This is a genomic window from Pseudoalteromonas sp. (assembly GCF_041629635.1).
Lineage (GTDB): Bacteria > Pseudomonadota > Gammaproteobacteria > Enterobacterales > Alteromonadaceae > Pseudoalteromonas.
Map to the genome: position 1 here is coordinate 1 of NZ_JBFKMX010000175.1, position 5,913 is coordinate 5,913.

Below are 5,913 nucleotides of genomic sequence, written 5' to 3' on the forward strand. Positions count from 1 at the left end.
TGGTTAAAATGCTTTTCGTTATCGTCTTTTTGGAAAAAACCTAAATGCCGCACTTCAATGGAAAGCGGGATTGATTTTGGCCATTGTTCAAAAAATGAAGCAATACGTGGTACAAATTCTGGTGAGCAAGATTTAGGAAGTTGTAACATAATTGAACCTATTTTTGGCAATAGCGGTTCAAATAAATTAAGCCATGCTTTTAGTTCACTGTTTACTCCCTCCAACGCCATTTGATGCGAGATGAGTTTAGGAATTTTAAAGGTAAAGCGAAAATCATCGCCGGTGCTGTGATACCAGTTATTGATTGCTGTAGGGCTTGGGTCCGCATAAAAGCTGGTATTGCCTTCAACAGTATTAAAAATTTGGCTGTATTGCGCGAGCATGTCACTGTTTTTACAGTGTGTTGTAAAAACACGTCCTTTCCAGTGATTACTGGACCATTGTGGGCAACCTAAGTACAGCATTTCATTTCTTTATCGTGAGTGAATTTTTATAGCATATCAAACACGGAATTTACTCTCTACACTCGCATTTTTAAAGCGCTTAAGTATAATTGGCGTTTATTTTTTTAGTGATGACTATTTCGAGGGCATTTTAGCGCTCGAATATTTGATAAGTCTTTTACGGACAGGATAGGTATGCGCTCTATATATTGCGGACAAGTAAATAAATCAAACGTAGAACAAACGGTCGAGCTGTGTGGTTGGATCAATAAACGCCGTGACCTAGGTGGCTTAATCTTTATCGACTTACGCGACCGTGAAGGTGTTGTGCAAGTGGTATTTGATCCTGAAGTTGAAGGCTTAATGGATACTGCAAACCAATTACGTAATGAATTCTGCGTAAAGGTAACCGGTATTGTGCGTGCTCGCCCAGAAAGCCAAATCAACAAAGATATGGCAACGGGTGAAGTGGAAATTTTAGGTAAAGGGTTAGAGATCATCAACCGTTCTGAGCCATTACCTCTTGATTTTAACCAGCAGAACTCAGAAGAAATGCGTTTGAAGTATCGCTATTTAGATCTTCGCCGTGTGGAAATGAGCGAGCGCATTAAGCTACGTGCTAAAGCGTCATCGTTTGTACGTCGTTTCTTAGACGACAATGGTTTCTTAGATATTGAAACGCCAGTGCTAACTAAAGCAACACCAGAAGGTGCGCGCGATTACTTAGTACCAAGCCGTGTACACAATGGTAGTTTTTACGCATTACCTCAGTCACCGCAGCTGTTCAAACAGTTGTTAATGATGTCGGGTTTTGATCGTTATTATCAGATCGTTAAGTGTTTTCGTGATGAAGATTTACGTGCTGATCGTCAACCTGAATTCACTCAAATCGATTTAGAAACGTCATTCATGAGCTCAGATGAAGTGCGTGCAATGACAGAAAAGCTAATTCACGATATGTGGCAAGAGCTATTAAACGTTGATTTAGGTTCTTTCCCAACGATGTCTTATGCCGATGCGATGCGTCGTTTTGGTTCTGATAAGCCCGACTTACGTAACCCAATGGAATTAGTTGACGTTGCTGATTTAGTTAAAGACGTTGAGTTTAAAGTATTCTCAGGTCCTGCAAATGATGAAAAAGGCCGCGTTGCGGTACTTACTGTGCCGGGTGGTGCTGCATTATCACGTAAGCAGCTTGATGATTACACTAAGTTTATCGGTATTTACGGTGCTAAAGGTTTAGCGTGGATGAAAGTTAACGACCGTGATGCGGGCGTTGAAGGTGTGCAATCACCAATTGCTAAATTCCTAACTGAAGACGTGATTAGCCAATTACTTGAGCGTACTAATGCGCAAACGGGCGACATCATTCTATTTGGTGCTGATAAACGTAACGTTGTAAACGAAGCGATGGGTGCACTTCGTCTGAAAATTGGTTTAGACCTAGAAATTACAGACTTAAGTAAGTGGGCGCCACTGTGGGTTGTTGATTTCCCAATGTTTGAAGAAGACGATGAAGGTACACTGCACGCAGTTCACCACCCATTCACTGCACCAAAAGACATTTCAGCTGCAGAATTAGAAGCTAATCCGGCAGCAGCTATTTCAGATGCGTACGATATGGTACTTAACGGCTACGAAGTAGGTGGTGGTTCTGTACGTATTCATAACAATGAAATGCAACAAGCGGCATTTAGAATTTTAGGTATTGAAGCTAAAGAGCAAGAAGATAAGTTTGGCTTCTTACTTGATGCGCTTAAGTACGGTACACCTCCACATGCAGGTTTAGCATTTGGTTTAGACCGTTTAGTAATGTTGCTATGTGGCACTGAAAATATCCGTGATGTAATTGCATTCCCTAAAACAACTCAAGCATCTTGTTTATTAACAAATGCACCAAGTGTAGCTAACCCAGAGGCACTTGCTGAATTAGGTGTTGCAGTAACGGTTGAGCCAAAAGACGCTTAATTGATATGTTTTTTAAAAAAGGCGTACTGTTAAGTACGCCTTTTTTGTTTGCTTGCAAAGGGAAAACTAAACTGTAAAACGCGCGACATCGTGCTTCATATTTTGAGCATCTATTTCAAGTGCATGGCAGTTTTCACTGTTTTCACAGGAATCGATAAACAGCTGCTCGGCAGAGACTGAAATATTTTCAGTGGCACTTTCAACTTCTTTCACCGTATACATTTGTTCCTGAGTGGCACCTGCTATTTGAATTACTCTGTCGCGTATTGCATCAAGCGATTGTTTATTACGATCCATGCTAAGTCTTGCTGTATCAAGCGATGAATTCATCTCACTGGTTAGATTTAAGCTTTTTTCCATAGCTTGTTCTGAGCGCAAAACGAGGTCTTGTAAGGTCTTTATCATTTTGCCAATTTCAACAGTGGATTGCTGTGTGCGTTTAGCTAATGTTCTCACTTCATCAGCTACCACAGCAAAGCCTCTGCCGGTTTCGCCTGCTCGTGCTGCTTCAATCGCTGCGTTAAGGGCAAGTAGGTTAGTTTGTTCTGTGATCTCACTAATGACACTTGTAACACCTTCAATATCCCGACTTGATAAGGTTAATTCATTCATAATGCTGCTGGTGGATTCAACTTGTGATTTTAAAAATGTCATGTTTTGATGCGTTTGACTCATTACAGCGGTACCTTCACGCATATTTTGCTCAGCTTGTTCTACACTAGCTTCCACTTCAACGCTGCTTTGTGCAATAAGTTCGACCGCTTTAACAAGCTCAGAAACGGCCTGTTTAACGGCAATGGTATTATTTTTTTGGTCTTCAATGGCCGATTGCGAGCGTAAGCTCAACTCGGCAGAGTGGTGTGCGCCTTTTTCCACTACTTCACCTTTATGTTTAATTTCACGCACGATATCTGCAGTTGTGTCGATAAATTCGTTAATACTATCGGTAAAATCTGAGAGTTCATCTTTACCCTCTAGCTCTATATGCTGTGTTAAATCGCCATTACCATGGCTAATATCAGCCATTTTTTCATTGGCACTGTGTAGACGGTGAATAATACGATAGGTTTGCCAGAGTAAAATTAGTGAAATTACAACGGTAATGGCGCCAGATACTATGGCACCTTGTTTTTTACTGACCGTTAACGTATTGGAAATTTCACCATTTATACCCGTGGTTAACTCATTTAATGTTGATTCAACTTGGTGAATACTACCCCGTAGCGCACCACGTAAACCATCATTTTCAGACAGACCGCGTTGTTTTAAGGCATCAGCAAGGTTAGCTGCAGCATTTTCAAAATTGGTTAAAGTGACACTCGAAGCCGTTGTATGGCTAGTTAAATAGGTTTTTACTGTACTAAGCTTTTCTTGTGCTTGATTTTTTACAGCAATATCGAGCTATGATTGAAAATCATTTTCAAGTAATACTAGTCTCACCATTGAACTGATAGCTGCCGTATCGCCTGTATTTAATACGTCTTCTTTAAGCCTTACCTCAGCTTGATTAAATGCTAAACGCAAACCTTGATCTTTAGACAAGCCAATACGTTTATCTAAAGACACTAAAGTTAAGAACTGGGTTTCATATTGTTCAATTAGAGTGAAGGTATTAGCAAGTTGGTGTTCTAACTTTGGGATTGATGCAAGCGCACTGCGCAATTGATTGATGTTTTGCTTAATGAGTGAAATTCGCTGGTTAAATTTATCAACATACTTTTCATCTTTTCTCAGCAAAAAATCCTTTTCATGGCGTCTTAGCATTAACATGTTATTGCTAAGCTCTTTACTGAGCGCAAGTTTGCTGCCAAGCTCGGCCATTTGATTTGTGGAATACCAAATTAAACTGGCCATGATAGCCATTGAAAAAATAATTAGAACAGATAAAGAAATGAAGGATCGTTTGATAGACATGAATACTCCTTATTCAGTAATAGATAATTTGTTCCGTTAAATATCTCGTAAATAATGCTAGGCAAGAAGTTAATTTTCTGCCATAAAAGTGTCATAATTTTTTATTGTATTATTTAATTTGGTACAGAAAGTGTGATGTGAGTCCGATGTGCTAATCTGTATTTATTTTTTAGGTCACCATAAAACTCGTAAAGTAAATCTTCGATAATGCCTTGTTTTGCTGCGCTTTTAAGTGCGTTTGTTAATAATTGATAAAGAGCATCATTGTCTTTTTGAATGTAAAAATACATATCGGTATCAAATGAAAAAATAAGATTTCGTTCGATGGCTAAATAAGGGTGAACATTTAATTCATTTTCTATCTCGATAATGCTTCGTGAAAAATAGTCGAATCCACGATTACCATGATGCAGCATCTGGTATATTTTATTCATATCGCCAGAAAGCTCGATGTAAGGAAGTTTATTGTGCCGCCATACATCAACATCATACCAATTTTCGCCAAACACACCGGTGCTATTTGAATCGATAAAATCTTGCAAATTTTTTACGTTATTAAATTTATTTTGATTATTTATATTAACAAGCAACAATCGTTGGGCAATCTTCCCGTTGGTTAGCGGAATATCGATGCGACGATATTTTTGGTCGCGTTCCTTTGTGCGCATGCGCCAAATTACATTAACTTTATTGGCTTCGAAATAACTTATTTGGCGTTGATAGTTAAGTGTACCGATGTAAGTAATGTTTACTTGATGGTCAATCGAATGGATAGATCGTTCAAGTAGTTGTTCGAAATAACGTATGTTTGATTCATTGCGAGTCGAAATCTTCAATTCTATCGGGTTTGATAGTGCTGAAAAGATTGCGAAACAAAATAGAATTAGCGTTTTAGACATACAACAGCGTTTATATTTTCGATTAACTAAGTATAGTCAAATTGCTGATTTATCCTCCTTTAAAGCCGCTTATCATTTAATCATTTACGATAAATTACAATCGTGATGAAAATAGTTTGCTAGGATGTGATTTTTTAACATTTATTGAAATTTTTCATGACACAGCGCATTGATGTAATTGATCTTTTAAGAGGAATATCGGTTTTAGGTATTCTTTATATGAATATTTATTATCATGCAATATTTGAGATTGGTTACAGCCCCTTAATTGATACCCCAATGAGCGACTTAGTCATTGAAGTAATTAATGCTTTTTTCATTGATGGGCGATTTCGCACTCTGTTCTGTGTGTTATTTGGTGTGGGGCTTGCGATTTTGTACGATAAACACGGACAAAATAAAGCATTACCACTACTGAATGCACGTTTGAAATGGCTACTGATTTTTGGTGTTGTACACAGTGTATTTATCTTTTCTGGTGACATTTTAATAAATTACGCTTTAGCAGGTTTTTTAGTTTATAAAGAGTTAGGCAATCACCAAGCGATCATTCTAAAAAAAGCGAAAACCTATTTTGCAATTGGGTTTGTAGTGTTAATACTACTCTCACTCATCCCAAGCGAGCCAATCTATCGTGGTAGTGAAGAGTATCTTGCAATACTTGACGAGTGGCAATCAGGATACGGTAA

At 38.4% G+C, this 5,913-nt stretch carries 6 protein-coding genes; 2 read left to right on the forward strand and 4 right to left on the reverse strand.

Annotation, left to right across the window (positions count from 1 at the left end):
• Positions 1-464 (reverse strand): DUF72 domain-containing protein (locus tag ABYD77_RS17080; protein WP_372771297.1); only part of this gene is annotated, 464 nt, incomplete at its 3' end.
• A gap of 174 nt (positions 465-638) precedes the next feature.
• Between ABYD77_RS17080 and aspS the strand changes: the two genes are divergently transcribed.
• A complete protein-coding gene (gene aspS / locus ABYD77_RS17085; protein ID WP_372771298.1) occupies positions 639-2,411 on the forward strand; it encodes an aspartate--tRNA ligase in 1,773 nt (590 codons plus the stop codon).
• A 66-nt stretch (positions 2,412-2,477) separates the two neighbouring features.
• Here aspS and ABYD77_RS17090 read toward each other — a convergent pair whose 3' ends face one another.
• The 3 genes from ABYD77_RS17090 to ABYD77_RS17100 all read right to left on the reverse strand — a co-directional run bounded on the left by ABYD77_RS17090 (position 2,478) and on the right by ABYD77_RS17100 (position 5,224).
• On the reverse strand, positions 2,478-3,806 hold the full coding sequence (locus ABYD77_RS17090; RefSeq protein ID WP_372771302.1) for a methyl-accepting chemotaxis protein: 1,329 nt from the start codon (positions 3,804-3,806) through the stop codon (positions 2,478-2,480).
• A gap of 6 nt (positions 3,807-3,812) precedes the next feature.
• The gene (locus ABYD77_RS17095; RefSeq protein WP_372771299.1) at positions 3,813-4,325 is read right to left on the reverse strand and encodes a hypothetical protein; all 513 of its coding nucleotides are present in this window, start codon (positions 4,323-4,325) and stop codon (positions 3,813-3,815) included.
• A 113-nt stretch (positions 4,326-4,438) separates the two neighbouring features.
• Positions 4,439-5,224, reverse strand: a complete 786-nt coding sequence (locus ABYD77_RS17100) for a hypothetical protein (protein WP_372771300.1) — start codon at positions 5,222-5,224, stop codon at positions 4,439-4,441.
• Positions 5,225-5,380: 156 nt separating this feature from the next.
• Here ABYD77_RS17100 and ABYD77_RS17105 point away from each other — a divergent pair.
• Positions 5,381-5,913: DUF418 domain-containing protein (locus ABYD77_RS17105; protein ID WP_372771301.1), on the forward strand; the 533-nt coding region annotated here is incomplete at its 3' end.